Below are 24,742 nucleotides of genomic sequence, written 5' to 3'. Positions count from 1 at the left end.
CCATGTTGGTAGATTCTCACTGTCACCTCGATCGCCTTGACCTGAGCGCCCACGACGGCTCCCTGGATGCTGCACTGGACGCCGCCCGCCAGCGAGGTGTCGGGCATTTCCTGTGCATTGGCGTGAGCGTCGACAATGCCGCTGAGGTCAAATGCCTGGCCGAGCGTTATGCCGATGTCGATTGTTCGGTGGGGGTGCACCCACTGGATGTACAGGCCGACGCCGTGCCGGCCCTCGACTGGTTGTTGGCTGAGCTGGAGCACCCGCGGGTGGTGGCCATCGGCGAGACGGGCCTGGATTATCACTACGAGCCCGAGGCGGCCGAACTGCAGCAAGCGTCTTTCCGTCTGCATCTGCAAGCAGCGGCGCAGACCGCCAAGCCGGTTATTGTCCATACCCGGGGTGCCCGCGCCGATACCCTGGCCCTGCTGCGCGAAGCACAGCTGCCCCATGCCGGCGTCCTGCACTGTTTTACCGAAGACTGGGAGATGGCCAAGGCAGCGCTGGACCTGGGGTTCTATATCTCGTTGTCCGGCATTGTCACCTTCCGCAATGCGGATGCGCTGCGCGATGTGGCGAGGCAAGTACCGGCCGATCGCCTGCTGGTGGAAACCGACTCGCCGTACCTGGCGCCGATTCCCTATCGAGGCAAACCCAACCTGCCGCAGTATGTGCGTGAAGTGGCCGAGTACCTGGCGATGTTGCGCGGTGTGCCTTTCGAGCGCTTCGCCGAGCAGACCACGGAGAATTTCTGTCGTTTGTTTCCCCTGGCCCACGTCGCGGGGCGGGGCTAGGCGCTGAATCGCAGGCAAAAAAAACCCGGGTTCTGGGGGGTGAATCCGGGTTAAGACCATTAGGAGTAAAACAAAGGCACGCTGTCCGTTGGCGCCTTTATCGGCGAGGCACTTGGGGGAGATGCCGCGCCGACATCTCAAGTATTGGCCAGGATTGCGTTGCGTCCAGTCGCGACTGTCTATTTTTTAAACAGATTTGGAATACAGGCGCTTCGGAAGTGTTCTCATCGACGCGGCTTGTTTGCCCGACACTGGGGCGACGCGATTGCGAGGTGGCGAGGTATTTCTGACTGCTGTGGCCCTATTCGTTGGCGCTGAAAACAAAACGGGCTCGGATGTTCCGTGCAATTTGGCCCAAGTTAGGCATAATACCCGGCTCCGATTTTAGCCCCTACAGACCTTTTCTCATGCAAAAAGAACCTCGTAAGGTCCGTGAGTTTCGTCGCCGCGAGCAAGAAATTCTCGATACCGCGCTCAAGCTGTTCCTTGAACAAGGCGAAGATAGCGTCACCGTCGAGATGATCGCGGATGCCGTCGGCATCGGCAAAGGGACTATCTACAAACACTTCAAGTCCAAGGCCGAGATTTATCTGCGGCTGATGCTCGACTACGAGCGCGACCTCAACGAGTTGTTGCACTCGGCCGATGTCGACAAGGACAAGGAAGCGCTGTCGCGCGCCTACTTCGAGTTCCGCATGCGTGACCCGCAGCGCTATCGGCTGTTTGATCGTCTTGAAGAAAAGGTGGTCAAGGGCAATCAGGTGCCGGAAATGGTCGAGGAGCTGCACAAGATTCGAGCTTCGAATTTCGAGCGCCTGACCCTGTTGATCAAAGGCCGGATCAGTGAAGGCAAGCTAGAAGACGTGCCCCCCTACTTTCATTACTGCGCGTCCTGGGCGCTGGTCCACGGTGCGGTGGCGCTCTATCACTCGCCGTTCTGGAGTAATGTGCTGGAAGATCAGGAAGGCTTCTTCCAGTTCCTGATGGACATCGGCGTGCGTATGGGCAACAAGCGCAAGCGCGACGGCGATACTCCCCCGGCCGTCGAATGATTCACCCATGAGTGCGCCATGTTTGTGGTCCCTGGCGCCTGACTCCGGGAATATACTGAGGGGTGGGGCTTGCTAAAAACTGATTTTGAAGTCAGCTTTTAATCGGGCTCGATAATCCACTCCGGAGTGCTTCATGATCGTTGATCGTCAAGGCAGGCGTTTTCGCAATCTGCGCATCAGCCTGACCGCCGCCTGCAACTACGCCTGTACTTACTGCGTGCCCAACGGCAAGCGGCTGGTGGCTGCACAGGATGAGCTGTCGGCCGAGGCGATGGCGCGTGGGGTGGCGTACCTGATCGAGGCGGCCGGGATTGAACGCCTGCGGATTACCGGCGGCGAGCCGTTGGTCAGCCCCAAGCTGGAAGCCTTTATGGCGGCGGTTGGCGGTATGGGGCTGGACGATATCAGCCTGACCACCAATGGCCAGCTCCTGGCGCGCAAGTTGCCGCTATTGCTGGGCGCGGGCATCCGCCGTTTGAATGTCTCCCTGGATACACTCGACCCGCAGGTCTTTCGCGATATTGCCCGGGGTGGCGATCTGGCCACCGTGCTGGACGGTATGCGCCAGGCAAAAGCGGCGGGGATGAAAATCAAGGTCAATATGGTGCCGTTGCGCGGGCAGAACCTCGATCAGGTCATGCCGTTGCTGGAGTATTGCCTTGAGCATGGCTATGAACTGCGGTTTATCGAGTTGATGCGCATGGGCCACCTAGCCCGGGAGCCCAATGCTTTTCTCCAACAGTTCGTTAGCCTGCAGCAATTGCTCGATCTGATTGGTGCGCGCTACGAATACCTGCAGGCCTCGGCGCCGATCGACGCCACGGCGATACGCTACGAGATCCCCGGGCAGGGTTACTTTGGCGCGATTGCCAATGAAAGCGTGCCGTTTTGCCGAACCTGTTCGCGTCTGCGTCTGTCTTCCACGGGCTGGTTGCACGGCTGCCTGTCCTCAAGCAATCGCCACTACATCGGTGACTTGCTCGACAAGCCACGCCACGAGGCGTTACCGGCCTTGCAGGGACTGTTGGTCAAGGCGCTGGGTGACAAACAGGACGTGGCTTTCTCCGGCGGTGCCACGGTCATGAAGATTATTGGCGGTTGATAAGCGCAGGTGCTTCCCGGCGTCGATTGACTGATCTGGCGCGGAAGCTGCATCCCTGGCGCATTCGCCGGTTTTCCGTCACCGGCCACTGGAGGTTAGGATGCGTAGCCTGGTTTTGCTGCTGACGTTTATGGTGTTGGGTGGCTGCATGAAAGTCAGCGATCTGGGTGAGGGCGCCCGCTATCATTTGAGCGATGCCGGGATTCTGGATCATAGCGATACCCGTCGGACCAGCTCGTTTCGTTTGCAGCCCGATTCCTTTATCTATATTGCCCAGGGCGCCTTTGTACCGCCAGGCGGCGCCTACCCGCGACCGAACGTAGTGGCTGAAGAAGCCTTCGACGGTTTTGTCGAGTATTTCCCCATGGTCCGCCGTGCCCGTGCGCCCGTCGGTTTGAACCAGGCGATGGGCGAGGCGCGTGATGCCGGTGCCCATTATCTGCTGTACACCCGTTTTGCCAAGGCCGATGACCGCATTGGCAACAGTGATGAGTGGCTCGACCAGGAAGCCGTCGATCGCTTGGGGATCGACACTGGCGTGATTCAGATCATGTTGATCGAGACCAGTACCCAATATCTGATCGACACCGCACGCATTCGCAGCCGCGGCGGTTTACTGACGTTCCACGACAACAAGCCGCAGGACCAGATCGGTGCGCCACTGGCACAGTACGCCCGTAGCCTTCTGGGCCTGAGCGACTGAAGCCATACAGGGAGAACACTATGAGTGGCGCAGGCAAGGCCAACGATTTGTTGGCGCAGATTCCCAGCTCGGGCAAAGGCTTGCCGCCAGTGCATTTGTGGAACCCGGATTTCTGTGGCGACATCGATATGCGTATCGCCCGTGATGGCACCTGGTACTACCTGGGCACGCCCATCGGGCGTAAGCCTATGGTCAAGCTGTTCTCCACGATCATCCGCCGCGATGGCGACGATTACTTTCTGGTGACCCCGGTGGAAAAAGTCGGCATCAAGGTTGACGATGCGCCTTTTGTGGCCGTGACCCTGGATGTCGAAGGCGCGGGCGAGCAGCAGGTGTTGTACTTCAATACCAACGTCGAGGAGCGGGTCGAGGCCGGCCCTGAGCACCCGTTGCGGGTGATGCTCGATCCGCTGACCGGCGAGCCTGCGCCCTATATCCATGTGCGCAGCAATCTCGAGGCGTTGATCCATCGCAATGTCTTTTATCAACTGGTCGAGTTGGCCGTCCCGCGGCAGATCGCAGGGCAGTCGTGGCTGGGTGTCTGGAGCGCCGGCGAGTTCTTTGCGATCGGCGTGGAGCCTTGAGGCCAGGTGCGTCTTGCGCGATGGCCCTTCTGCGGCGTTCCATCGGCCCTGTTTCTCCTGATCCGGTGCTAGGCGTATCGGTCCGCGCGCCTTAGCATGGCGCCTTCTGATCCAAAGCGGAGTGGCGTTGATGCCTTTTGAAATACGTGAAGCCCGGCCCAGCGATGCGCCACAGATCCTGGCGTTCATCACCGAACTGGCCGAGTACGAGCGCGCCCGTCATGAAGTGATCGCCAGCGTGGTGGATATCGAGCGCAGCCTGTTCAGCGAAGGGGCCACGGCTCATGGGCTGATTTGCCTGCGTGAAGGTCAGCCGGTGGGTTTTGCGGTGTTCTTCTTCAGCTATTCGACCTGGTTGGGGCGCAACGGCCTGTACCTGGAAGATCTGTACGTCACGCCCGAGCAGCGAGGTACGGGGGCCGGCAAGAAGTTGTTGCGCCACTTGGCCCGCATCGCCTGTGCCAATGACTGCGGTCGGTTGGAGTGGAGTGTTCTGGACTGGAACGAGCCGGCGATCAACTTCTATAAATCCATCGGTGCGCAGCCCCAGGATGAGTGGGTGCGCTACCGCATGGACGGTGACGTCCTCAGGCACTTCGCCGAGTCGAGCGAGTAAGTCTGCGCTCAATGCGCTGGCATGGGGGGCAGGGTTCCCAGCAGGGACACGGCCGCCACGGCCGCGAGGCCGAACAGCCATTCGAAGGTCACGCTGGTGCGCAGCACTGGCAGGCGCCCGGCACGACTGCTCAGCAGATTGAACAGCGCCAGCAGCAACATGACCGCCACCAAGGCGGCCTTGATCAGCAGGATCAAGGCAAAGCCCTCGAATAGCGGACTGGGCCAGTAGGTGCCAGTCATCATGCGAATATTGACCAGGCCGCTGAGCAGGATACCGGCGACCAGTGCATAACCCAGAGTGCTGAAGCGCCGCAGGAGCGCGGCAAGGTCCTTTCCGGCGCGCTGCGACAGTACGTAGAGCAGTAGCAGCAGGCCGCCAAGCCAAGCCCCGACACAGGTCAGGTGGATCACTTGATTGAGGATCAGCAACTGGCCGCTCACGCCTTCGAGCATTGCTCCGTGGCCAATCGGGGCGAGCGTGGCCAGTAGCGCGAAACTGAGGGGCAGGTTGAGCGCCAGCTTGGTCGTGCCTAGCAGGCAGCCTAGAAGCAGCAGGCTCAGCCCCAGGTGCCAGCTCCAGACCTGGCCGAACAAGGTGCTGCCCAGCACCAGGCCCAGCGTTGCCGGATCCAGCGCATCCGATGGGTTGCCGGTCATCGATACCGTGACCAGTAGCAACCAGGCCACGGCGCTGAGCAGGCCCAGCCACGCCAGTACTTGCAGGCCTCTACGCAGTGCACGGTCCAGCCCAGGCAAAGGGGCGCTTCCCAGTAACAGGGGCCTGAACAGGCAGGCCCCGAACAGCAACAGCACTGCGGAAAAATGGACGAAGCGACAAGCAATCATTGCGTCGTGCATGGGCTCAGGGCATGACCTTGAACGAGTAGTTGCCGCTGCTCTTGTGGGTGTCGACGGACACGGCCTGCCACTCGACCACGTAGTCGCCGGCGGTCAATGGCTGCTCGGGTGTGACAATCAAGGTTTTCTTGTCGCCGGGGGCTGTGGCGATGCTCTTGAGGACGAGCAGGGCATTGTCGCGGCGCAACACGACGTTGGTGAATTTCTCTTCGACGCCTTCGCTGAACACCAGTCGCAGTTCCTGGGTCGGGCCAGCGTGGCTGCCGGAAGCGGGCGTGGCGCTTTGCAAATGGGCGTGGGCGAGGGCGCCTGTTGCAGTGCCCAGGCAGAGGAGCAGGGTGCTGGTACGGAGCAGGCGATGGAAGAGTGAAGCAGGCATGGTCGATAACCTCGGCAGAAGAAAACGAGGCCGATTGTAGGCGCGTGCGCTGCCCAGGTCGCTACAGGATGTTATTTCTGTGTGTTTGTTTCGTGCGTCATGGGCTTCAGGTGATTTAAAATCACGCCCTGTATTTTGCCCACTGCGCTTTTGGCGCCAGAGAACATTTTTTCATGCCGACCCGCCTGAGCCTTGTTTGTCATGCCCGTACCGAGGCTCAGCGCCTGGGGCAGTTTCCGCTGGATGAGTCGGTCGAGCCCAAGGGGCTGGCCAAGGCCGCCGAGCTTGCCAGTAGCCTGAAGAAACCGGTGCGCATCCTCAGCGCGCCGGAAGCGCGTGCCTGGCAAACGGCCGAAGCCCTGGGCAGCAGTATCGAGATCGTTCCCGAATTGGGGGATTACGACTTCGGCGAGTGGCAGGGCCAGCGCCTGATCGACCTGCAGGAAAGTGCCGAACACAGCCTTGCCGCCTGGCTCGACGACCCACAGGCGGCGCCCCATGGCGGAGAATCGCTGCAACAATTGTGCAGCCGGGTTGGCGCCTGGCTCGATGGCTTTCGCGAAGACGGCCACTTTATTATCGTCAGCCACCCGTTTGTGATTCGTGCAGCGATTCTGCATGCCTTGGAGGCAGGTCCAGCCTCGTTCAACTTTATTGATGTAGCGCCGCTGGCGGTGGTCGATCTGCGTTTTCAGGGGCGCTGGCGATTGCGTCTCTGATCCATCGCTCAAAGGCCCCGGTAGGGAACTGAAACATGACACAGAATATCTACGACACGCCGGCTTTCTTCGAGGGCTACAGTCAGCTGGAGCGTTCGCGTCATGGCCTCAGTGGCGCGCCGGAATGGCCGGCGCTGCGCGCGTTGTTGCCGGATTTGCAGGGCGCGCGGGTGATTGATCTGGGGTGCGGCTACGGTTGGTTCTGTCGCTGGGCGGCAGAGCAGGGCGCGTCTTCGGTGCTGGGGCTGGATGTCTCGCAAAAGATGTTGGCGCGGGCACAGTCAAGCAATGACGCGGCCTCGATTCGCTATGTCAGAGCGGACCTGGAGCATCTGGAACTGCCTGGCGCCAGTGCCGAATTGGTGTACAGCTCGCTGACGCTGCATTACATCGAGCATTTGGCGCACCTGTTCCGCCAGGCTTATCAGGCTCTGGTGCCGGGCGGATGGCTGGTGTTTTCCATCGAGCACCCGATCTTCATGGCGCCCGTCGAGCCGGGTTGGTTGATCGCTGCTGATGGGCGCAAGGTCTGGCCGCTGGACAGCTATCAGGTGGAGGGCCCCAGGGTGACTGACTGGTTGGCGAAGGGAGTGATCAAGCAGCATCGCACTGTGGGAACCCTGCTCAATCTGTTGATCGGTGCCGGATTCATGCTCAAACACGTCGAGGAGTGGGGGCCGACGGACGCCATGATCGCCGCGCAGCCGGCGCTGGCAGAGGAGCGCGAGCGGCCGATGCTGCTGTTGGTGGCGGCGCAGCGTCCTCGGTAGTGGTAAAGCCCGTGTCTGCCAGGCAGGCACGGGCTTTGTCGTCAGGCCTTGAGGCTGGCCATATCGATCACGAAGCGATACCGCACGTCGCCCTGGATGACCCGGGTAAAGGCTTCGTTGATCTGGCGGATATCGAGCATTTCGATGTCACAGGTGATGCCGTGTTCGGCACAGAAATCCAGTACCTCCTGAGTCTGCGCCATACCGCCGATCATCGAGCCGGCCAGCACCCGACGCTGGGTTACCAGGTTGGCCGCATGCAAGGGCGGTTCAACAGGCTCGATCAGGCCGACCAGGATATGCACGCCGTCGAAGCTCAGGGTTTCCAGGTAGGGGTTCAGGTCGTGCTGCACCGGGATGGTGTCCAGCAGGTAGTCGAAGTGGTTGGCTGCGGCCTTCATCTGTTCGGGGTCGGTGGAGACGATCACGTGATCGGCGCCCTGGCGGCGGCCTTCCTCTGCCTTGGCTGGCGAGCGAGTGAACAGTGTGACTTCGGCGCCCATGGCCTTGGCGAACTTGATGCCCATATGGCCGAGGCCGCCCATGCCGAGAATCCCGACCTTGTCGCCGGCCTTGATCCCGTAGTGCTTGAGCGGTGCATAGGTGGTGATGCCGGCGCAGAGAATCGGCGCGGCACTGGCCAGGTCGAGGGCATCGGGAATGCGCACGACGAAATGCTCGCTGACCACGATGCTGTTGGAGTAACCGCCCATGGTGTTGCTGCCGTCGACTCGATCGGGCGAGGCGTAGGTCAGCGTCGGACCTTGCAGGCAATACTGTTCAAGGTCGGCCTTGCAGGCTTTGCACTCGCGGCACGAGTCGACCATGCAGCCGACGCCGACCCGGTCGCCGACCTTGTAGCGCGTGACGCTGCTGCCGACGGCGGTGACCTTGCCGACGATTTCATGCCCGGGCATCAGTGGATAAACAGCAATGCCCCATTCATTGCGGGCCTGGTGAATGTCGGAGTGGCAGACGCCGCAGTAGAGAATGTCGATGGCGACATCGTCGGCGCGGGGCGTGCGTCGTTCGAAGGTCATGGGGGCGAGGGGGGCGGTGGCCGATTGAGCGGCATAGCCGATGGCGGTGTACATAGTGATAAGCCTCGCAAAGATGACGACAGGTGAGGCGAGTCATTTTCCCCGGCATCGGGCGTAGCGACCATGACGAATCCTCCGTGTGTTTTGCCTATTCCTCCGGCATCACCGGGTTGGCGCTCGAAATGCGCGGCTAACCTGCGATGATGCCGTCATTCCTTTTTTGTGAAGTTGTTGCCATGCAGTTGACCCGTCATCTCGATGCCAATGCCGCGCTGGTCGCGTTGCTCGAACCCCTTGCGACCCGCGATGGATTTGCCCCCACGGGGCTGCGCGGCGTGCAGGTGCTGCGGGCCAGCTGCGATGTCGCCCGGGGGCCGCAGATCTACGAACCGAGCCTGATGATCATTGTTCAGGGCAGCAAACTGGCCTATCTGGGGCCGCGTACCCTGGAATATGGCGCGGGGCACTATCTGGTGCAGGCGATGCCTGTGCCGTTCGAATGCGAAACCTTTGCGGCGCCCACCGGGCCGTTGCTGGGAATTGCCGTGGGGATTGACCGGGCGGTACTGGGTGAGCTGGTTCTGGCCATGGGCCTGATGCCCGGGCGACCGGCATCGGTCCAGACGCCGGAGTCGATGAGCTCGGCGGTACTCGATGATGGGATGCGCGGGTGTGTCGAGCGGCTGCTGCATTGTCTGCACGATCCGCTGGAGTGCCAGATCATGGGCGCGGCGCGCATACGCGAGCTGCTCTTTGCCGCTTTGCGCGGGCCCCAGGCCGATGTGTTGCGCGCGCTGGTCGAACAGCAAGGGCAATTTGCTCGGATTGCGCTCTCGTTAAACCACCTGCATGCCCATTACACCGAGCCGCTGAATGTCGACACCCTCGCGGGGTGCGCGAATATGAGCGCCTCGACCTTCCACGAGCATTTCAAGCGCAGCACGTTGCTGTCGCCGGTGCAGTATCTCAAGCGCCTGCGCCTGCTGCGCGCACGCCAACTGCTCCTGGGTGAGGGCATGGGCGTGGCGCAGGCGGCGCATCGGGTCGGCTATCAGAGCACGTCGCAGTTCAGTCGCGAATACAAACGCTACTTCCAGCGTAACCCGGGCGAAGAAGGTGGTTTGCCTGTGGCTTCGGCCTGGTCCTGATCCGGCCTGAGCCCAGCCCATGAAAAAAGGCTCCCGAGGGGAGCCTTTCTATCTGACTTACATATTCGGGTAAGTCGGTCCGCCAGCGCCTTCGGGAGTGACCCAGGTGATGTTCTGGGACGGGTCCTTGATGTCGCAGGTCTTGCAGTGCACGCAGTTCTGCGCGTTGATCTGGAAGCGCTTCTCGCCGTCTTCCTGGGTGACGACTTCGTACACGCCGGCCGGGCAGTAGCGCTGCGCAGGCTCGTCATAGAGCGGCAGGTTCTTGCTCAGCGGAATGCTTGGGTCAGTCAGCTTCAGGTGGCAAGGCTGTTCTTCTTCATGGTTGGTGCCGGAGATAAACACCGAGCTCAACTTGTCGAAGCTCAATTTGCCATCGGGTTTGGGGTAGTCGATCTTCTTGCAATCGGCCGCCAGCTTCAGGCAGGCATAGTCCGGCTTGGTGTCGTGCAGGGTAAACGGCAGCTTGCCGCCGAAGATATTCTGGTCCACGAAGGTGAAAGCTGCGCCCAGCAGGGTGCCGTACTTGTGCATCGCCGGGCCGAAGTTACGGCTGGTGAACAGTTCTTCATGGAGCCAGCTGGATTTGAATGCATCGACGTAGCCAGTGAGCTCATCGCCACCTTCGGAACCGCCAAACAGCGCCGTCGCCACCGCTTCGGCGGCGAGCATGCCGGACTTCATGGCCGTGTGGCTGCCTTTGATCTTGGCGCCGTTAAGGGTGCCCAGGTCGCAGCCGATCAGGGCGCCGCCCTTGAAGACCATTTTTGGCAGCGAGTTCAGGCCGCCCTTGGCCAGGGCGCGGGCGCCGTAGCTGATGCGCTTGCCGCCTTCCAGGTATTGCTTGAGGACCGGGTGATGCTTGAGGCGCTGGAACTCGTCGAACGGCGACAGGTAGGTGTTGCCATAGGACAGGTCGACGATGAGGCCGACCACCACCTGGTTGTTTTCCAGGTGATAGAGGAACGAGCCGCCGGTGTTCTCGTTGCCCACGATATCCAGCGGCCAGCCGGCGGTGTGGACCACCAGGCCTGGTTGGTGCTTGGCCGGGTCGATTTCCCAGATTTCCTTGAGGCCAATGCCGTAGTGCTGGGCATCCGCGTCGCTGTCGAGGTCAAAGCGTTTGATCAGTTGCTTGCCGATATGGCCACGGCAGCCCTCGGCGAACAGCGTGTATTTGCCGCGCAGTTCCATGCCGGGGGTATAGAGGCCTTCCTTGGGATGGCCTTCACGGTCGACGCCCAGATCACCGGTAACGATGCCTCGGACCACGCCGTTCTCATCGAACAGGGCTTCCTGGGCGGCGAAGCCCGGGTAGATTTCCACGCCCAGGTTCTCGGCCTGCTGGGCCAGCCAGCGGCACAGATTGCCCAGGGAAATGATGTAGTTGCCATGGTTGTGCATGGTCTTGGGGACAAACAGGTCGGGTACCTTGATTGCGCTTTCGCCGTTGCGCAGTACGTAGATATCGTCGCGTTTGACTTCGGTGTGCAGTGGCGCGCCGAGTTCTTTCCAGTCCGGGAACAGTTCGTTCAGAGCGCGAGGCTCGAATACGGCGCCGGACAGGATGTGGGCGCCGACTTCGGAGCCTTTTTCGACAACGCAAACGCTGATTTCCTGGCCAGCCTCGGCGGCTTTCTGCTTCAGGCGGCAAGCGGCGGACAGACCTGCGGGGCCGGCACCGACGATAACCACGTCGAATTCCATATATTCGCGTTCCACAGACTCTCTCCTACTCAAGGCTCAACAGGTTTTTCTAATTTTGGAGTTTTGGTGATCGGCTTCGCTATCGCTACGTCCAGATGGACGGGATCGTGAAACAGCCATCGTTCTCTCTTGGCGGCGCATTATATCTACACCACTATCAGCGTCCAATACAAACGTTTGTTTGAATTTCCCGCAAGCCAGGTAAATCAAAGAAGCGCGGCTTAAAACTGGCCGTTTTGCCGTATTGACCAGAAAAGGCGATCCGGTCAAGATACGGTCGGTTTTGCGCTCGCCGTAGGCTGACTGTGGGTTCCAAGAGCACCTCGAAAGACCGGGCAAGGGCAGTACAAGCAAGGCGATAGGCCGCTTGGGCGCGAAGTTTACACGTCGAAGGGATGAATGACCCGCGGGTCACGCCTGACCGACGGTCGTTACCGGCGAATCGTTTGCGCACTGTGGCAGTGCCGGCGTTTTTGGAGGTGCCCTTGAGCGCCGATGAGCATCAACCGCCAGGTTCGCCTAGGCGACTTTCTTTTCACCGGAGAGTAACGAGGAATCCATGAAGGTTCTTGTAGCTGTCAAACGAGTGGTCGACTATAACGTCAAGGTTCGCGTCAAGGCGGACAACTCCGGCGTCGACCTCGCCAACGTCAAGATGTCGATGAACCCTTTCTGCGAAATCGCAGTGGAAGAAGCCGTCCGCCTGAAAGAGAAAGGCGTAGCGACTGAGATCGTCGTCGTCTCCATCGGTCCGACCACGGCTCAAGAGCAACTGCGCACCGCGCTGGCTCTGGGTGCCGATCGCGCCATCCTCGTCGAATCCGCTGACGAACTGAACTCCCTAGCCGTGGCCAAGCTGCTCAAGGCCGTGGTCGACAAGGAACAGCCTCAACTGGTGATCCTGGGCAAACAGGCCATCGACAGTGACAACAACCAGACCGGCCAGATGCTGGCTGCGCTGAGCGGTTACGGTCAGGGCACTTTCGCCTCGAAAGTCGAAGTCAGCGGCGACAAAGTGGCCGTGACCCGCGAAATCGACGGCGGCGCGCAAACAGTCTCCCTGAGCCTGCCTGCCATCGTCACCACCGACCTGCGTTTGAACGAGCCGCGTTATGCGTCCCTGCCAAACATCATGAAAGCCAAGAAGAAGCCTCTTGAAGTGCTGACTCCAGACGCTTTGGGCGTTTCCACCGCCTCCACCAACAAGACCCTGAAAGTCGAAGCGCCGGCGGCACGCAGCGCTGGCATCAAGGTCAAGTCGGTGGCTGAACTGGTCGAGAAACTGAAAAACGAAGCGAAGGTAATCTGATCATGACTATCTTGGTAATCGCCGAACACGATAACAAGGCCGTTGCGCCGGCCACGCTGAACACCGTGGCGGCTGCCGCGAAAATCGGTGGCGACATTCACGTGCTGGTTGCCGGCCAAGGCGTAGGCGCCGTGGCTGAAGCCGCCGCGAAAATCGCTGGCGTGGCTAAAGTGCTGGTGGCCGACAACGGCGCCTACGCACACCAACTGCCGGAAAACGTCGCTCCGCTGGTCGCCGAGTTGGGCAAGGGCTACAGCCATATCTTGGCTGCCGCGACTTCCAACGGCAAAAACATCCTGCCACGCGTTGCCGCGCAGCTGGACGTTGACCAGATTTCCGAGATCATCTCGGTTGAAAGCGCTGACACCTTCAAGCGTCCGATCTATGCCGGTAACGCCATCGCTACCGTGCAGTCGTCGGCGGCCGTGAAAGTGATCACCGTGCGTGCCACCGGTTTCGACCCGGTTGCAGCTGAAGGTGGTTCCGCGGCTGTTGAAGCCGTTGGTGCTGCGCACGATGCAGGCAAATCGTCCTTCGTTGGCGAAGAGCTTGCCAAGTCCGATCGCCCTGAGCTGACCGCTGCCAAGATCGTCGTTTCCGGCGGCCGTGGCATGCAGAACGGTGACAACTTCAAGCACCTGTACGCACTGGCCGACAAGCTGGGCGCGGCAGTCGGCGCTTCCCGCGCTGCAGTCGACGCCGGTTTCGTGCCGAACGACATGCAGGTCGGTCAAACCGGCAAGATCGTCGCACCACAGCTGTACATCGCCGTCGGTATCTCCGGCGCGATCCAGCACCTGGCCGGCATGAAGGACTCCAAGGTGATCGTTGCGATCAACAAGGACGAAGAAGCGCCGATCTTCCAGGTGGCCGATTACGGCCTGGTCGCAGACTTGTTCGAAGCCATCCCTGAGTTGGAGAAGCTGGTTTAATCCAGACGCTTCACTTATAAAGAGCCCGGTCATTCCGGGCCGTGGAACGCGATGGGCACTACGGTGTGTCAGCGCGATCGCCGCGGCTCGGGATGGCCGGGTTTTTTATTGTCTTTGGTTTTAAGTGAAGAGGTGTGCCATGGAACTGCGTCGCTTGAGAGGCCTGTTTTTGCTGCTGGGCCTGTCGGTCTTGCCTGCGCTGGGGCTGGCCGCTGGCAAGTGCGAGCGTCTGGTGGTCACCGGCAGCCCGGATGCCCCGCCTTATCTCTGGCAGGACCCCCAGGACCCCAAGCACCTGATCGGTGCCAGCGCCGACCTGCTGCAGCAGGTGGCGCAGGAACTGGGGCTCAAGGTCGAGTTGCTCTATGCCGGCAAGCGCTCCCAGGCGCTCGACGAGGTGCGTGCCGGACGCATGGATATGTTGGTCGATGCGCCCCTGACGCTCAGTGAACTGGAGTCGCTGGACTACATTCACCCGCCGTTGGTGCGCAATGACTACTTGGTCTGGACCCGCAAGGATTCGAGCCTGGTCTACAACGGTGTGGCGGACCTGCATGGGCATGTCGGCGGGGTGTCGGCCAAGGCACGCCTGACCCAGCCTTTCCAGGCCTATGCCAAGGCGCAACTGACGCTGCATCCGGCGCCGACTCTGACCGAGGCCTTCCAGAAGCTACTGCTGGGCGAGGTCGAGTACATTTTGGCGGGGCGCTATTCCGGCATGGCCATGGCCCAGACCCTGGGCATGGCCGACGACTTGCTGGTGCACAGCCAACCGGTCGACGAGCCGGGGCTGTTTCTCGCGCTCTCCCACAACTCCGCCTGCAATGATCCCTGGTTGCGCGGACAGTTGGCCAAAAAGATGACAGAATTGCCCGCGTCCGGCCTGTCCGAAGCCGTTCTGCAACGCAATCTGGAGCGCTGGAAGGCACAGCTTCAGCAAGCCCCAAGTGCCCCAAAACAGTAGGGATATTTAGTGAGTATTCGACCTCTATTCGTGGCCGTGAGCCTGGTCGCCCTGGCAGGTTGTGCGGCCGATCCAGTACCGACCGAACAATTGCGCCTGACCGAGCAAGCCGTGGAGCAGGCCCGGGCTGTGGGGGCGAGCGCCGATCAGGTGCCTGAATTGAAACTGGCCGAAGACAAGCTCGCCAAGGCCCAGCGCAAAATGAACAGCCGATCCTATCGCGATGCGCGCCGCCAGGCCGAACAAGCCGAGCTGGATGCCCGATTGGCAGCGGCGCGTGTGCTGACCGAGAAGAGCCAGGAAGAATTGAATGTGCTGAACACCCGGATCACGCGTTTGCGCAAGCAGTTGGGAGATGTTCAATGAACGCCTCCAGCCGATTGGCCAGCCTTGCGTTGCTACTCGCTTGCAGCAGCCTCTACGGGTGCGCCAGCCAGCAGAGCAGCGAAGCGGCACTGCAACAGGCAGCCAATGATTTTCAGACCGTCAGGGAAGATGCCAATGTGCTGCGTATCGCGCCCAAGGACGTGATACGGGCCGGCGAATCCCTGGCCCGCGCTGATCGCCTGTCCAGCTATTGGGGCAGTGGTGATGATGTGGTGCATTACGCCTACTTGAGCCAGCGCTACAGCGAAATCGCCCGGGAAAACACCGAGATGGCGATGAACCAGGAGCGTGCGGCCAAGCTCGAACTGGAGCGTCAGCGTCTGCAACTGGCGTTGCGCGAGTCCAAGTTGCTCAGCGTTCAGCAGCAAGGCAAATGGCTTGAGGAGCAGATCATCAGCCTGGCGACCACGCAAAGTGATCGCGGTCTGGTGATGACCCTGGGCGATGTGTTGTTCGATACGGGCGAGGCGGACCTGAAGCCTTCGGCCAACCGTACCGTGCTCAAGCTGGTGCAGTTTCTGCAGCTCAACCCCAAGCGGGTGATCCGGATCGAGGGTTACACCGACAGCACCGGCGGTCATGAGGACAATCTGAAGCTGTCTCGCGATCGCGCCCAGGCCGTGGCCGATGTACTGGTTGATCTGGGGATCAACGAGAAACGCATCGAAGTCCAGGGCTATGGCGACGAGTATCCGGTGGAGGCCAATGCGTCCGAGCGCGGGCGCGCGCAGAATCGTCGGGTGGAGATCGTGTTCTCCGATGAGAGCGGCCAATTGGGTGCGGCACGCTAGTCTCCCCAACCGCTCAATCGACCCGGCCTCGTCAGACGCCGGGTTTTTTGTGTCCGGCCGACGTGAGGCCGGTTCTCGATGGTCGGGATTATCCTGGCGCAGCCGTACAGTTTTTCGTCGCGTGCCACTGTAATGTCGACTATTGTGCAAACTGTGCCAGTACACTTCCAAACTGTTCCGGTATCTTTTGCGCCAAGAATAAAATGCCCGTGAAATCGAGTGCTGCGTCATGACCAATCTTTTGCTCTATCAACGTATTGCTCAGCAACTGGCCGAGGATATTCGCCGTGGCGTCTATCAGCCGGGAGAGCGGGTGCCTTCGGTGCGCAAGATGAGCTCGCAGCTCAATGTCAGCCATGCCACGGTGCTCCAGGCGTATGCCAACCTGGAGGATCAGGGGCTGATTCGCGCCCGGCCGCAATCCGGCTACTACGTACACCAGACGCCGGCCCTGACCGCACCGACTCCGGACATCGCCCGTGTCGAGCGTCCTGGCCTTGTCACGCGCAGCAGTATCATCCAGCAGGTCTTGGTCGAGTCCCGGCGCGAAGGGGTATTTCCCTTTGGGGCGGCGGTGCCTTCGGTCGATTATTTGCCGGTACGGGCGCTGCACCAGCAGTTGGCCAAGGTCACGCGCTTCCATAGTCCGCGGGCCTTCAGCTATATGTTCAGCCCGGGCTTCGAGCCCCTGCGACGCCAGGTGGCGATCCGCATGCGCGACGCCGGGGTGGTGGTCGACCCTTCGGAAGTGGTCATTACCCATGGTTGCGTCGATGCCCTGCAGATGTCCCTGCGGGTGCTGACCCGTCCGGGCGATCTGATTGCCGCCGAATCGCCGACCTATTACGGCCTGCTGCAACTGGCCGATCTGCTGGGGCTCAAGGTTATCGAGATTCCCAGCGACCCCTCCACGGGCATGAGCCTGGAAGCCCTGCAACTGGCGGCCAACCAGTGGTCGATCAAGGCCCTGGTGTTGACCACGCGCCTGAGCAACCCCCTGGGCGGCACCATGCCGGAAGAGCGGCAAAAGCAGCTGCTGCGCCTGGCATCGGATTTCGATATCCAGATTGTCGAGGACGATATCTATGGCGAGCTGATGTTCGAAGTCGGCCGAACCAAGGCGCTCAAAGCCTACGACCGTCTGGACCGGGTGATCTACTGTTCAAGCTTCTCCAAGACACTCTCACCCGGTGTGCGGATCGGCTGGATGATCGCCGGCAAGTTCCAACAGGAAATTCAGCGGCTGCAGACGTTCAGTACGCACTCGGCTTGCAGCGTGACACAGATGGGGGTCGCGGCTTACCTGGAAAACGGTGGTTACGACCGGCATCTGCGCTTTATCCGTCAGGAGTACCGCAAGAACCTCAGTGCGTTCCAGCTGGCGGTGCAGCAGTACTTCCCCGAAGGCACGCAAATGACCCGTCCGACGGGCGGTTTTATCCTTTGGGTCAGCCTGCCGGGACGGGTCAATACTCAGGAGCTGCATGTGCGTGCACTGCAGCAGGGGATCAGCATCGCGCCGGGGTTGATCTTCAGTAATACCGAGCAGTTCAACCATTGCATCCGCCTCAACTGCGGTATTCCCTGGAACCGCGAGGCCGAGCGGGCGCTGATGACCTTGGGGATGCTGGCCAACCAGCTGTGCCAGGAAACCGCCAGCGGGATGCTCTAGTAGGCCGCTTATCGAGACTTGTCATGGGGCGCACAACAAGCGAGCATATTGTTCCTTTGTTGTTAGCGCCCGTGTGTTCATGAAATTGATTCGCCCCCTGGTTCTGTTGTTGACCTGCCTGCTGGGTACCCTGAGTGCCAGCCACGTCGCGGCAGCGCCCCAGGAAAAGCCTAAGGCGAGCGTGCCAGCCAAGGCGCCCACCGCAGCGAAGAAGCCGGCGGCCAAGAAAGCCAGCGTGTCGAGCAAGCCTGTGGCGAAAAAAGCCGCGCCGGCCAAGAAGCGCCCGCCCATTGCGAGCAAGTCCAAGTCGGCCCGGGAAGTTGCCAAAACGAAGCTCAAGTCGGCCAAGCTGGACCTCAGCCTGCCACCGGAACTGGTCAAGGAACTGTCCCCCAAGGGCGCGGTACCCTTGCCCAAGCATGAGCCGCTGCTTCCGCCGATGTTCGGCGAAAAACCTGCGCCTGAAAGCCCGTTCCAGCTCAACGGACGGCTGCTGAGCAATGAAATGAACCTGCAATTGCGCAACGAGAGCCGCCAGGACATCGAAGGCGCGGCCATCGATTTCGAATTCAAACAGTAAGTAGCGACCGTCTGTCGGTATCTGCCCGTTGACCGGGCAGTCATCTGTTGTGGGTCGGCAAAACCATTGAATGATTCTTTTAAAACAGCTGTTTTAGCGAGTAGTATGCCGTGTCGTCAAAATATTTGGTTACATTCCGGGGGCTGTGTCCATGAACTGCCGTGAAGGTTGTGGTGCCTGCTGTATTGCGCCATCCATCAGTTCCGCAATTCCCGGGATGCCCAATGGCAAGGCTGCGGGTGAGCGTTGCGTGCACCTCTCGCCGGAGTCGCTTTGTGCGCTGTTCGGCCAGCCCGAACGGCCCGCCGTTTGCGGCGCTTTCCAGGCGGACCCGCAGGTGTGCGGCGAGAGTCGGGAGGAGGCGATCCGCTTGCTTGGCTGGTGGGAAGAAATGACGGCAGCCTAGGGTTTGATGACCTTAAATGAACGGAACTTCGACAATAAGGAATAAGACAATGGTTTCGCTGCATAAAATGGCTGTGATCTGCGGTTTGACGGCCTTGCTGGCCAGTGTGGCCCAGGCTGAAGACTGGCAAGTCGCCAAGGATCAGGACGGCATCAAGGTTTCCCTGAGCGAAGTGGCCGGCTCCAAGTACAAGGCTTACCGGGGTGTCACCACCATCAAGGCCAGCATGGCCAAGGTGCGCGGTTTGCAGGAAGACGTTGCGGGAGCTTGCGCGTGGATCCACGAGTGCAAGTCGCAGAAGGTGCTCAAGCACGAAGGCGACCAGAGCTGGACCTATACGCAGTTCAATACGCCGTGGCCGGTGACGGCGCGCGACTCGGTGCTGCATATCACCACCAGCGAAGCGGCAGATGGCAGCGTGACCCGCAAGCTTGAAGGTGTGCCGAGCTATATTCCGGAAGAGAAGGGCTTTGTCCGGGTCGCTCAGGTCGAAGGGTTCTGGAAGCTGGTGCCCAAGGGTGACCTGATCGAAGTGACTTACCAGGTCCACACCGAGCCGGGCGGTAGCGTGCCTTCCTGGCTGGCGAACAAGTTCGTCGTCGATGCGCCGTTCAACACCCTGCAAGCGCTCAAGCAGCGCGCTGAAAAACCTTAACGTCACGCTCTGGAAAACGGCAGGCGCGGGCGGCCTCGCGATGGGTCCTAGTACCCCGCGGGGCTGTTTGCCCCGGGCCAGGGCCGGCTGCTCGCTCTTGCAGATTGTTGACGTAAAACGGCGCCTTTATCCCTTACACCTGAACGATTCATCCTTGCTCCGGGTCGACATGCTGTGGGCCCATTTTGCGGCCTGCCCTGGAGGCTTAGATGCAACAGTGGCAAGTCACCTTTGTCGATGACCATGGTGTAAAAACGGTCGAGTGCTTTGATTGCGAGTGGGAACCGAGCCTGGAAGAGGCGGCGCGGCTGGTACGTGCAAAGCTGCTGCCGGTAACGGCGAAACTGGACCTCAATGACCTGGAAGGGCGGGCGTCGGACCCGACCGTGAAAAGCCTCAAGGAACAGAACAGCATCCAGATCCTCGGTATCACCCGGCGGCCATGAGCCGTGCCTTGCCTATCGTGCTCGCCGCTCTGGCGCACGCACGGCCCCCGCGCTACTCTGCAAGCAAGATCAGCGAATGATTCGCTAAGGTCTGGTCTTGTCAGCTACATGCTTGTTTCCCGTCGGCCCGTTTCACGGGTTATCGCTCGCCACGTTCTGTGACGGGCGCGGGAATGCGGAAAAGTCTATCCATCGGTTTTGAGGAGGACGTTTCATGAGCACAGCCTATCAAGAAGACATCAGCAGCCACGTACTGCGCCGCATGAAAGAAGGCGGTTTCGATTTTGCCCGTATCCACCCCATTGAGTTCTACGCGATCTTTCCCGACGAGGAGCGGGCCCGCAGGGCGGCTGGACAGTTTCGCGGTGAGTCCCTGAATGCCCAGGTTGGCCTGAGAGATGACGGTGCCTGGTGCCTGGAACTGAGCAAATTGATGTTCGCCACTTATGGGGGAATTGGCGATTTTGAGCAGAACTTCGAAGCGGTCGTCGCGCCTCTGGGCGGGATTGCCGAAGGCTGGGGCGTCAAGCACGAGATTCGCCCGATGCATGCCTGACCTTCCACGCACGTTTGAATAACGGCTGACCTTCGGGTCGGCCGTTTTTATTTGCCCAAAAAAAGGCCACCCAAGCAGGTGGCCAAAAGGGAAGTTCGTGGACGGCGCGCATCCTGTCTGCCGGCGCAACCCACCTTGGGACTGCGCTCGCTTGCCGCGTGCTGGCCATTCTCTGCCATCCGTCTGCTGCGATGAAATCAACTCTGTCTATGCTGGTCATAGTGACCAGTCTGCTTCGCAATGAGGCGCGGGTGATTGCGTTGGGGCATTTACCGCACAGCAATGGTGCGGTGTTTGTCAGGAGATTATCCAACCGATTGATATTAAAGCGTTTATGCCAATGGCACGGGCCTTGCGAAGGCCCTATGACCGGGTGACAAGGAGTACGGCATGATCCGCACCTATTTTGACGAGATGTACGATGCCGGCGGCCAGGTCCGCCCGCATTACCGGGAGTTCGCCCGCTGGCTGGCAGAGACGCCACAGGAGTTGCTGGCGCAGCGGCGACGCGAGGCCGACCTGCTGTTCCATCGCGCCGGGATCACGTTCACCCTGTATGGGGATGAGCAGGGCACGGAGCGGCTGATTCCGTTCGATACCATTCCGCGCAGTATCCCGGCCAGTGAATGGCGGACGGTCGAGCGCGGCTGCATCCAGCGGGTCAAGGCCTTGAACATGTTTCTGGCCGACCTGTATCACGGGCAACGCATTATCAAGGCCGGAATCATCCCAGCCGAGCAGGTGCTTGCCAACGAGCAGTATCAGTTGGCCATGCAGGGGCTGGACCTGCATCGCGATATCTACTCGCATATTTCCGGCGTCGATCTGGTGCGTGATGGCGACGGTACCTACTACGTCCTCGAAGATAATTTGCGTACCCCCAGCGGTGTCAGCTACATGCTCGAAGACCGCAAGATGATGATGCGCCTGTTCCCTGAGCTGTTTGCCGCCCAGCGCATTGCGCCCATCGATCATTATCCGAACCTGCTGCTCGATACCCTCAAGAGTTCCAGCCCGCTGGATGACCCCAGCGTGGTCGTGCTGACGCCCGGGCGCTTTAACAGCGCGTTCTTCGAACATGCGTTTCTGGCGCGGGAGATGGGCGTCGAACTGGTCGAGGGCGCGGACCTGTTTGTGCGCGATGACAAGGTGTTTATGCGCACCACCGACGGGCCCAAGGCGGTCGATGTGATCTACCGTCGGCTCGACGACGCCTTCCTCGATCCGCTGGCCTTCAATCCTGACTCGATGCTGGGGGTGCCCGGGCTGCTGTCGTCCTATCGCTCCGGCAATGTCGTCCTGGCCAACGCCATCGGCACCGGGGTGGCGGACGACAAGTCGGTCTACCCGTTCGTGGTCGACATGATCCGCTTCTATCTCGACGAGGAGCCGATCCTGAAAAATGTACCGACCTGGCAATGCCGCAAGCCGGATGAACTGTCCCACGTGTTGGCCAATCTGCCCGATCTGGTGGTCAAGGAAACCCAGGGCTCCGGTGGTTACGGGATGCTGGTCGGGCCAGCCTCGACCCGCGCGGAAATCGAAGCGTTCCGGGCGCGGATCAAGGCCAAGCCCCACGCGTATATCGCCCAGCCGACGCTGTCATTGTCGACGTGCCCGACGTTTGTCGAAAACGGTATCGCCCCACGCCATATCGATCTGCGCCCGTTTGTGCTGTCGGGCCGCGAAACCCGTGTCGTGCCCGGCGGGCTTACCCGTGTGGCGTTGCGCGAAGGCTCCCTGGTGGTCAACTCGTCCCAAGGGGGCGGTACCAAGGACACCTGGGTGGTCGAGGATTAAGGAAGCCTGCCATGTTAAGTAGAACTGCCTCGGATTTGTATTGGATGTCGCGTTACCTGGAGCGTGCGGAGAATCTCGCCCGCATGCTGGATGTCGGCTATTCGCTGTCGCTGATGCCCCAGGATGGTCGCGGGGATGGCCTGCACGAAGTGGCGATGCCGCTGCTGATTACCGGCACCCTCGACGATTACCTGGAGCGCCACGGCGAGTTGCATGCCGAACGGCTCCTACATTTTTTTGCTCTGGACGCGGCCAACCCGGCCAGCATCTACAGCTGCCTCGGCGCAGCGCGCGCCAGTGCCCATGCGGTACGCGGGCGGATTACCGCGGACATGTGGGAAAACATCAATTCGACCTGGCTGGAGATCCGCGGGATCGCCGAGCAGGGCCTGGGTCGCTATGGTATGAGCCGTTTCTGCGAGTGGATCAAGGAGCGTTCACACCTGTTCCGCGGGGCTTCCTACGGCACCATCATGCGCAATGATGCCTTTCGCTTTATTCGCCTCGGGACCTTTATCGAGCGGGCCGACAACACTCTGCGTCTGCTTGATGCCCGCTATGAAATGGCCGGCGACCAAGGCGAAGCGGTCAGCGATGGCACCGCTCATGCCTACTACCAGTGGAGCGCGCTGCTGCGGGCGCTGTCCTCGTTCGAGGCCTATACCGAAATCTATCGGGATGCGCCCGGTGCCCGGCATGTCGCCGAGCTCCTGCTGTTGCGTGCGGATGTGCCGCGCTCACTGCGCGCCTGTACCGAGGAGATCGACCAGATACTCGCCAGCCTGCCTGGCACCAACGGTCGTACGGCCCAGCGCCTGGCGGCGGAAATGGACGCCCGGCTGCGTTACACCGGCATCAACGAAATCCTCGACGAAGGCCTGCATGCCTGGCTGACCGAGTTTATCCCGCTGGTACGCCAGCTGGGCAACGCTATTCACAGCTCCTACCTGGAGGCCGCATGAGACTTTCCATCAGCCACGAGACCACCTATCACTACGAAAATCAGGTGCGGGCAAGCATTCAGTATCTGCGCCTGACGCCCCATGACAGCGAACGTCAGCATGTGCTCAGTTGGCAGCTCGAACTGCCCCGGCCGGTACGCGCCCAACTCGATCCCTTTGGCAATATTCTCCATGTGCTGACCCTGGACGAACCCCATGAAGCCATCATCATCGGTGCCCGTGGCCAGGTGGATATCGACGAGCTGCGCGAGGCCGAGCACGAGAGCCAGTCCGCGCTGCCGTTCCTGCGTATGACCCGGCTGACCGAACCCGATGAGGCCTTGCGAGCGTTTGCCGAGCAGCAATGTCGCCAACGCCGCGATCGCACGGCGCTCATCGACCTGATGCAGGGTCTCAACCAGCAGATGGCCTATACCCCGGGAGCCACCGAGGTCGACACCAGTGCCGCCGAGGCGTTTGCGCGCCGGGCCGGGGTCTGCCAGGACCATACCCATGCGTTCCTGGCCTGCGCCCGCAGCCTGGGCATTCCTGCACGCTATGTGTCGGGCTATCTGTACAGCGAGAGCAGTGAGCACCTGGCCAGCCATGCCTGGGCCGAAGCCTGGCTCGAGGGTGCCTGGTACAGCTTCGATGTGACCAACCAATTGTCCCGGCCCGAGCGCCATCTCAAGCTGGCGGTGGGCCTGGATTACCTGGATGCCTGCCCGGTCCGTGGCATGCGCCGAGGCGGTGGCTGCGAGCAGATGCACGCCAAGGTGCTGGTGGCGCCGATGCCCGTGCTCAGCGTCCAGCAGCAGTAAGTAGTGGCGTCATGGGCCGGGAGCCACCGGCAGGGGCACTTTGCGCCCGGCCATGTGGCGTATGTAGCTGATCAGTGCCGTCAGGTCGTCGTCCGATAAGACCTCGGCGGAGAACCCCGGCATCTTCGCCTCGGGCCATTGGCGCAAACTCTGCGGGTTGCGGATATAGCGCTCGAGTGTGCCCGCGACAAAATACTCGGTGGGGTTGAACGGCAGGTTCAGGTCCGGGCCCATCCGTGCATCGCCTGCGCCGTTGAGGCGATGACAGGCCAGGCAGTTCTGCTGGAAAAGCGCGTAGCCGCGAGTGATCGGGTCATCGTCCGCCAACCCTGGTGCCGGACGCAAGGCCGGGAAACGGCTGTCCAGAGGCGGCAGACGGCGGATGCTGGCCAGTTGAAAGGGCCACTGCTCGGGGCTGATCGGCCCGGCCTGAGGATCGGTCCAGATCAAGTAGAACGGCCCGGCACTGGGTTTACCGCGGGCAATGGGCGGCCAGGGTGTGGCGGGATCTTCAATGGCCAGCCAGGCCCTGGCCCCCTGGGTGGCGAGCAGGGGCTTGGCGGCCATTTCCGCGGCAAAGCCGTCGCTGGCGCGGGCCTGCAGGTGATCTTCGGGTTGGACACCTTCGAGCAGCGCCTTCAGCGGCACCGCACGATAGCGCATCGTGCGTTTGTAGGTGACGTCGTTATCGACCTGCACCGTCTGCGCCAGGGGGTGTTCCAGCAGTTCGCGGGTCTGCCAGGTCTGGGACGAATCGCCCAGGTCCACGGTCAGTTCGCCAGCGTGCAGGGCGGTGGTGTTTAGCAGGGCGCTGATCAAGGTCAGCAAGACGAACTGGCGCATGGTGCGAGTGGTGCATCCTTAAGGGGCAAGCCTGGTTGATAGCCTTTTGAATGGCGATGGGCAAGGGGCTTGTTGATGATGTGGCGGGTGGGGCAACAACGCGCGAGCACGTTGGCTTCTGCAGCAAATGCGCAGGGCGCCCAGCCCGGCTGTTAGCCGGGGGCA

At 61.0% G+C, this 24,742-nt stretch carries 28 protein-coding genes; 23 read left to right on the top strand and 5 right to left on the bottom strand.

The annotated features are described in order from the left end of the window. The first annotated feature begins 2 nt into the window (after positions 1-2). The 6 genes from NPS46_RS00975 (at position 3) to NPS46_RS00950 (ending at position 4,851) form a co-directional block, all read left to right on the top strand. Positions 3-794, top strand: coding sequence for a TatD family hydrolase (locus NPS46_RS00975; protein WP_274104527.1), 792 nt, complete (start codon positions 3-5; stop codon positions 792-794). A 407-nt stretch (positions 795-1,201) separates the two neighbouring features. Further along, the gene (locus NPS46_RS00970) at positions 1,202-1,846 is read left to right on the top strand and encodes a TetR/AcrR family transcriptional regulator (RefSeq protein ID WP_274104526.1); all 645 of its coding nucleotides are present in this window, start codon (positions 1,202-1,204) and stop codon (positions 1,844-1,846) included. Between the two features lie 133 nt (positions 1,847-1,979). Beyond that, the gene (locus tag NPS46_RS00965) at positions 1,980-2,948 is read left to right on the top strand and encodes a GTP 3',8-cyclase MoaA (RefSeq protein WP_274104525.1); all 969 of its coding nucleotides are present in this window, start codon (positions 1,980-1,982) and stop codon (positions 2,946-2,948) included. Positions 2,949-3,048: 100 nt separating this feature from the next. After that, positions 3,049-3,651, top strand: coding sequence for a DUF4823 domain-containing protein (locus NPS46_RS00960; RefSeq protein ID WP_274104524.1), 603 nt, complete (start codon positions 3,049-3,051; stop codon positions 3,649-3,651). A 20-nt stretch (positions 3,652-3,671) separates the two neighbouring features. Further along, the gene (locus NPS46_RS00955) at positions 3,672-4,235 is read left to right on the top strand and encodes a DUF1285 domain-containing protein (RefSeq protein ID WP_274104523.1); all 564 of its coding nucleotides are present in this window, start codon (positions 3,672-3,674) and stop codon (positions 4,233-4,235) included. Between the two features lie 130 nt (positions 4,236-4,365). Then, on the top strand, positions 4,366-4,851 hold the full coding sequence (locus tag NPS46_RS00950) for a GNAT family N-acetyltransferase (protein ID WP_274104522.1): 486 nt from the start codon (positions 4,366-4,368) through the stop codon (positions 4,849-4,851). An 8-nt stretch (positions 4,852-4,859) separates the two neighbouring features. Here NPS46_RS00950 and copD read toward each other — a convergent pair whose 3' ends face one another. Together copD and copC are read right to left on the bottom strand one after the other, a co-directional pair. After that, the gene (gene copD / locus NPS46_RS00945; RefSeq protein ID WP_274104521.1) at positions 4,860-5,711 is read right to left on the bottom strand and encodes a copper homeostasis membrane protein CopD; all 852 of its coding nucleotides are present in this window, start codon (positions 5,709-5,711) and stop codon (positions 4,860-4,862) included. 4 nt (positions 5,712-5,715) lie between these two features. Further along, positions 5,716-6,090, bottom strand: a complete 375-nt coding sequence (copC, locus tag NPS46_RS00940; RefSeq protein ID WP_274104520.1) for a copper homeostasis periplasmic binding protein CopC — start codon at positions 6,088-6,090, stop codon at positions 5,716-5,718. 173 nt (positions 6,091-6,263) lie between these two features. On the opposite strand from copC, the gene NPS46_RS00935 reads away from it, so the two are divergent. Beyond that, the gene (locus NPS46_RS00935; protein WP_274104519.1) at positions 6,264-6,809 is read left to right on the top strand and encodes a histidine phosphatase family protein; all 546 of its coding nucleotides are present in this window, start codon (positions 6,264-6,266) and stop codon (positions 6,807-6,809) included. A 35-nt stretch (positions 6,810-6,844) separates the two neighbouring features. Next, on the top strand, positions 6,845-7,579 hold the full coding sequence (locus NPS46_RS00930) for a class I SAM-dependent methyltransferase (RefSeq protein ID WP_274104518.1): 735 nt from the start codon (positions 6,845-6,847) through the stop codon (positions 7,577-7,579). 41 nt (positions 7,580-7,620) lie between these two features. Here NPS46_RS00930 and NPS46_RS00925 read toward each other — a convergent pair whose 3' ends face one another. Then, positions 7,621-8,673: an NAD(P)-dependent alcohol dehydrogenase gene (locus NPS46_RS00925; RefSeq protein WP_274104517.1), complete on the bottom strand. Its 1,053-nt coding sequence runs from the start codon at positions 8,671-8,673 to the stop codon at positions 7,621-7,623. A 182-nt stretch (positions 8,674-8,855) separates the two neighbouring features. Here NPS46_RS00925 and NPS46_RS00920 point away from each other — a divergent pair, with 182 nt between their 5' ends. Next, complete coding sequence (locus NPS46_RS00920; RefSeq protein ID WP_274104516.1) at positions 8,856-9,767, top strand: AraC family transcriptional regulator; 912 nt, start codon at positions 8,856-8,858, stop codon at positions 9,765-9,767. A gap of 57 nt (positions 9,768-9,824) precedes the next feature. Here the strand turns inward: NPS46_RS00920 and NPS46_RS00915 are convergent, their stop codons facing one another. Beyond that, positions 9,825-11,489: an electron transfer flavoprotein-ubiquinone oxidoreductase gene (locus tag NPS46_RS00915; RefSeq protein WP_274104515.1), complete on the bottom strand. Its 1,665-nt coding sequence runs from the start codon at positions 11,487-11,489 to the stop codon at positions 9,825-9,827. A 544-nt stretch (positions 11,490-12,033) separates the two neighbouring features. Here NPS46_RS00915 and NPS46_RS00910 point away from each other — a divergent pair. The 14 genes from NPS46_RS00910 (at position 12,034) to NPS46_RS00845 (ending at position 23,734) form a co-directional block, all read left to right on the top strand. Continuing rightward, a complete protein-coding gene (locus NPS46_RS00910; protein WP_274104514.1) occupies positions 12,034-12,783 on the top strand; it encodes an electron transfer flavoprotein subunit beta/FixA family protein in 750 nt (249 codons plus the stop codon). 2 nt (positions 12,784-12,785) lie between these two features. Next, positions 12,786-13,715: an electron transfer flavoprotein subunit alpha/FixB family protein gene (locus NPS46_RS00905; RefSeq protein WP_274104513.1), complete on the top strand. Its 930-nt coding sequence runs from the start codon at positions 12,786-12,788 to the stop codon at positions 13,713-13,715. Between the two features lie 139 nt (positions 13,716-13,854). After that, positions 13,855-14,679, top strand: a complete 825-nt coding sequence (locus NPS46_RS00900) for a substrate-binding periplasmic protein (protein ID WP_274104512.1) — start codon at positions 13,855-13,857, stop codon at positions 14,677-14,679. A 9-nt stretch (positions 14,680-14,688) separates the two neighbouring features. Further along, positions 14,689-15,045 carry a DUF4398 domain-containing protein gene (locus NPS46_RS00895; protein ID WP_274104511.1) on the top strand — a complete coding sequence of 119 codons (357 nt, stop codon included), beginning with the start codon at positions 14,689-14,691 and terminating at the stop codon, positions 15,043-15,045. After that, positions 15,042-15,857 (top strand): OmpA family protein, encoded by an 816-nt coding sequence (locus tag NPS46_RS00890; RefSeq protein ID WP_274104510.1) that lies wholly within the window; start codon positions 15,042-15,044, stop codon positions 15,855-15,857. Before NPS46_RS00895 ends, NPS46_RS00890 begins: the two co-directional genes overlap by 4 nt. Before the next feature lie 229 nt (positions 15,858-16,086). Further along, on the top strand, positions 16,087-17,529 hold the full coding sequence (locus NPS46_RS00885; protein ID WP_274104509.1) for a PLP-dependent aminotransferase family protein: 1,443 nt from the start codon (positions 16,087-16,089) through the stop codon (positions 17,527-17,529). 79 nt (positions 17,530-17,608) lie between these two features. Continuing rightward, positions 17,609-18,109: a translation initiation factor 2 gene (locus NPS46_RS00880; RefSeq protein ID WP_274104508.1), complete on the top strand. Its 501-nt coding sequence runs from the start codon at positions 17,609-17,611 to the stop codon at positions 18,107-18,109. Between the two features lie 151 nt (positions 18,110-18,260). Continuing rightward, a complete protein-coding gene (locus tag NPS46_RS00875) occupies positions 18,261-18,515 on the top strand; it encodes a YkgJ family cysteine cluster protein (RefSeq protein ID WP_274104507.1) in 255 nt (84 codons plus the stop codon). Positions 18,516-18,564: 49 nt separating this feature from the next. After that, positions 18,565-19,170, top strand: coding sequence for an START domain-containing protein (locus NPS46_RS00870; RefSeq protein ID WP_274104506.1), 606 nt, complete (start codon positions 18,565-18,567; stop codon positions 19,168-19,170). Between the two features lie 209 nt (positions 19,171-19,379). Then, complete coding sequence (locus NPS46_RS00865; protein ID WP_274104505.1) at positions 19,380-19,616, top strand: hypothetical protein; 237 nt, start codon at positions 19,380-19,382, stop codon at positions 19,614-19,616. 214 nt (positions 19,617-19,830) lie between these two features. Then, the gene (locus NPS46_RS00860) at positions 19,831-20,172 is read left to right on the top strand and encodes a ribonuclease E inhibitor RraB (protein ID WP_274104504.1); all 342 of its coding nucleotides are present in this window, start codon (positions 19,831-19,833) and stop codon (positions 20,170-20,172) included. 390 nt (positions 20,173-20,562) lie between these two features. Then, positions 20,563-21,972 (top strand): circularly permuted type 2 ATP-grasp protein, encoded by a 1,410-nt coding sequence (locus NPS46_RS00855; protein WP_274104503.1) that lies wholly within the window; start codon positions 20,563-20,565, stop codon positions 21,970-21,972. An 11-nt stretch (positions 21,973-21,983) separates the two neighbouring features. Continuing rightward, complete coding sequence (locus tag NPS46_RS00850) at positions 21,984-22,934, top strand: alpha-E domain-containing protein (RefSeq protein WP_274104502.1); 951 nt, start codon at positions 21,984-21,986, stop codon at positions 22,932-22,934. After that, a complete protein-coding gene (locus NPS46_RS00845; protein ID WP_274104501.1) occupies positions 22,931-23,734 on the top strand; it encodes a transglutaminase family protein in 804 nt (267 codons plus the stop codon). Before NPS46_RS00850 ends, NPS46_RS00845 begins: the two co-directional genes overlap by 4 nt. 9 nt (positions 23,735-23,743) lie before the next feature. On the opposite strand, the gene NPS46_RS00840 is transcribed toward NPS46_RS00845, so the two are convergent. Further along, positions 23,744-24,577 (bottom strand): c-type cytochrome, encoded by an 834-nt coding sequence (locus NPS46_RS00840; RefSeq protein ID WP_274104500.1) that lies wholly within the window; start codon positions 24,575-24,577, stop codon positions 23,744-23,746. Positions 24,578-24,742: the final 165 nt, after the last annotated feature.

Source organism: Pseudomonas putida, from assembly GCF_028682395.1.
GTDB classification, from domain to species: Bacteria; Pseudomonadota; Gammaproteobacteria; order Pseudomonadales; family Pseudomonadaceae; genus Aquipseudomonas; species Aquipseudomonas putida_AB.
Note: the sequence above shows the minus strand (reverse complement) of the source record. Positions and strands in the feature narration are given on the sequence as shown.

Coding starts and splice junctions, on each gene's coding strand:
- NPS46_RS00860 (WP_274104504.1), top strand. CDS start 19,831: ATGAGCACAGCCTATCAAGAAGACATCAGCAGCCACGTACTGCGCCGC.
- NPS46_RS00855 (WP_274104503.1), top strand. CDS start 20,563: ATGATCCGCACCTATTTTGACGAGATGTACGATGCCGGCGGCCAGGTC.
- NPS46_RS00955 (WP_274104523.1), top strand. CDS start 3,672: ATGAGTGGCGCAGGCAAGGCCAACGATTTGTTGGCGCAGATTCCCAGC.
- copD (WP_274104521.1), bottom strand. CDS start 5,711: ATGCACGACGCAATGATTGCTTGTCGCTTCGTCCATTTTTCCGCAGTG.
- NPS46_RS00865 (WP_274104505.1), top strand. CDS start 19,380: ATGCAACAGTGGCAAGTCACCTTTGTCGATGACCATGGTGTAAAAACG.
- copC (WP_274104520.1), bottom strand. CDS start 6,090: ATGCCTGCTTCACTCTTCCATCGCCTGCTCCGTACCAGCACCCTGCTC.
- NPS46_RS00925 (WP_274104517.1), bottom strand. CDS start 8,673: ATGTACACCGCCATCGGCTATGCCGCTCAATCGGCCACCGCCCCCCTC.
- NPS46_RS00890 (WP_274104510.1), top strand. CDS start 15,042: ATGAACGCCTCCAGCCGATTGGCCAGCCTTGCGTTGCTACTCGCTTGC.
- NPS46_RS00875 (WP_274104507.1), top strand. CDS start 18,261: ATGAACTGCCGTGAAGGTTGTGGTGCCTGCTGTATTGCGCCATCCATC.
- NPS46_RS00845 (WP_274104501.1), top strand. CDS start 22,931: ATGAGACTTTCCATCAGCCACGAGACCACCTATCACTACGAAAATCAG.
- NPS46_RS00965 (WP_274104525.1), top strand. CDS start 1,980: ATGATCGTTGATCGTCAAGGCAGGCGTTTTCGCAATCTGCGCATCAGC.
- NPS46_RS00900 (WP_274104512.1), top strand. CDS start 13,855: ATGGAACTGCGTCGCTTGAGAGGCCTGTTTTTGCTGCTGGGCCTGTCG.
- NPS46_RS00970 (WP_274104526.1), top strand. CDS start 1,202: ATGCAAAAAGAACCTCGTAAGGTCCGTGAGTTTCGTCGCCGCGAGCAA.
- NPS46_RS00885 (WP_274104509.1), top strand. CDS start 16,087: ATGACCAATCTTTTGCTCTATCAACGTATTGCTCAGCAACTGGCCGAG.
- NPS46_RS00960 (WP_274104524.1), top strand. CDS start 3,049: ATGCGTAGCCTGGTTTTGCTGCTGACGTTTATGGTGTTGGGTGGCTGC.
- NPS46_RS00920 (WP_274104516.1), top strand. CDS start 8,856: ATGCAGTTGACCCGTCATCTCGATGCCAATGCCGCGCTGGTCGCGTTG.
- NPS46_RS00950 (WP_274104522.1), top strand. CDS start 4,366: ATGCCTTTTGAAATACGTGAAGCCCGGCCCAGCGATGCGCCACAGATC.
- NPS46_RS00850 (WP_274104502.1), top strand. CDS start 21,984: ATGTTAAGTAGAACTGCCTCGGATTTGTATTGGATGTCGCGTTACCTG.
- NPS46_RS00870 (WP_274104506.1), top strand. CDS start 18,565: ATGGTTTCGCTGCATAAAATGGCTGTGATCTGCGGTTTGACGGCCTTG.
- NPS46_RS00930 (WP_274104518.1), top strand. CDS start 6,845: ATGACACAGAATATCTACGACACGCCGGCTTTCTTCGAGGGCTACAGT.
- NPS46_RS00905 (WP_274104513.1), top strand. CDS start 12,786: ATGACTATCTTGGTAATCGCCGAACACGATAACAAGGCCGTTGCGCCG.
- NPS46_RS00880 (WP_274104508.1), top strand. CDS start 17,609: ATGAAATTGATTCGCCCCCTGGTTCTGTTGTTGACCTGCCTGCTGGGT.
- NPS46_RS00975 (WP_274104527.1), top strand. CDS start 3: ATGTTGGTAGATTCTCACTGTCACCTCGATCGCCTTGACCTGAGCGCC.
- NPS46_RS00910 (WP_274104514.1), top strand. CDS start 12,034: ATGAAGGTTCTTGTAGCTGTCAAACGAGTGGTCGACTATAACGTCAAG.
- NPS46_RS00935 (WP_274104519.1), top strand. CDS start 6,264: ATGCCGACCCGCCTGAGCCTTGTTTGTCATGCCCGTACCGAGGCTCAG.
- NPS46_RS00840 (WP_274104500.1), bottom strand. CDS start 24,577: ATGCGCCAGTTCGTCTTGCTGACCTTGATCAGCGCCCTGCTAAACACC.